This is a genomic window from Citrobacter sp. S46_ASV_140, assembly GCF_018919545.1.
Taxonomy (GTDB): Bacteria; Pseudomonadota; Gammaproteobacteria; order Enterobacterales; family Enterobacteriaceae; genus Citrobacter; species Citrobacter braakii.
The window spans coordinates 1-1,437 of sequence record NZ_JAHLRC010000259.1; the positions used below are offsets into that span (position 1 = coordinate 1).

The following is a 1,437-nucleotide window of genomic DNA, read 5'->3' on the forward strand; positions in this document are numbered from 1 at the left end:
ATCCTGTTGTGGTCGCATTTGCGATAAAGATTCCACAACTGCATAAATCTCCTGTTTTTTGTGCAGTTTGCGGTTCCAAAATCACCTTTAGCTGTATATACTCACAGCATAACTGTATATACACCCAGGGGGCGGAATGAAAGCGTTAACGGCCAGGCAGCAAGAGGTGTTTGATCTCATTAGGGATCACATCAGCCAGACAGGTATGCCACCGACGCGTGCGGAGATCGCGCAGCGTTTGGGGTTCCGTTCCCCAAACGCCGCTGAAGAACACCTGAAAGCGCTTGCGCGTAAAGGCGTCCTTGAAATTGTATCCGGCGCATCGCGCGGTATTCGACTGCTGCAGGAAGAAGAAGAAGGGTTACCGCTTGTCGGACGTGTGGCTGCAGGCGAGCCACTGCTGGCGCAGCAGCACATCGAAGGTCACTATCAGGTCGATCCTTCACTGTTCAAACCGAACGCCGATTTTCTGCTGCGCGTTAGCGGTATGTCGATGAAAGACATCGGTATTATGGACGGTGATTTACTGGCTGTGCATAAAACTCAGGATGTGCGTAACGGTCAGGTCGTTGTTGCCCGTATCGATGACGAAGTCACCGTTAAGCGCCTGAAAAAGCAGGGCAACAAGGTTGAGCTCCTGCCTGAAAACAGCGAATTTAAACCTATTGTTGTCGACCTGCGCGAGCAAAACTTCACTATTGAAGGGTTGGCAGTAGGCGTCATTCGTAATGGTGAATGGCTGTAATTTTCTGTTGATTCCCTGTAGCCCGGGTAAGACGTTTACGTCGCTATCCGGCAACTTGCCCGGTGGCGCTACGCTTACCGGGCCTACACAGCATCTTTTTTCAGTATATCTAACTTCTTCTCAGGCTCTCCTGTATGCCTTTCTTTACCTCTTCTGATAAAGCACTCTGGCACCTCGCCTTACCGATGATCTTCTCCAATATCACCGTTCCCCTGTTGGGACTGGTGGACACCGCGGTGATTGGTCATCTGGACAGTCCGGTCTATCTTGGCGGCGTTGCTGTTGGCGCCACGGCGACCAGCTTTCTCTTTATGCTGCTGCTTTTTTTGCGCATGAGTACCACCGGCCTTACCGCACAGGCATTTGGCGCGAAAAATCCGCAGGCGCTGGCGCGCGCGTTGGTGCAGCCGCTATTGCTGGCGCTGGGCGCGGGGTTGCTTATCGCACTGTTTCGTACGCCGATTATCGATCTGGCTCTGCACATTGTCGGCGGAAGTGAGGCGGTACTGGAGCAGGCCCGACGTTTCCTGGAAATCCGCTGGTTAAGCGCACCCGCGTCGCTGGCGAATCTGGTGCTGCTCGGTTGGTTACTTGGCGTTCAGTATGCGCGCGCGCCAGTTATCCTGTTGATTGTCGGAAATATTCTCAACATTGTGCTCGATTTATGGCTGGTAATGGGCCTGCATATGAAC

2 protein-coding genes are annotated in these 1,437 nt (G+C 53.0%); both read left to right on the forward strand.

Annotated features, from left to right (window positions below; all coding sequences use genetic code 11):
• The first annotated feature begins 136 nt into the window (after positions 1–136).
• On the forward strand, positions 137–745 hold the full coding sequence (gene lexA / locus KQJ19_RS23575) for a transcriptional repressor LexA (RefSeq protein WP_003826596.1): 609 nt from the start codon (positions 137–139) through the stop codon (positions 743–745).
• A 134-nt stretch (positions 746–879) separates the two neighbouring features.
• Positions 880–1,437, forward strand: a 558-nt coding sequence (locus tag KQJ19_RS23580) for an MATE family efflux transporter (protein WP_216404274.1), incomplete at its 3' end; no start/stop codon positions are given.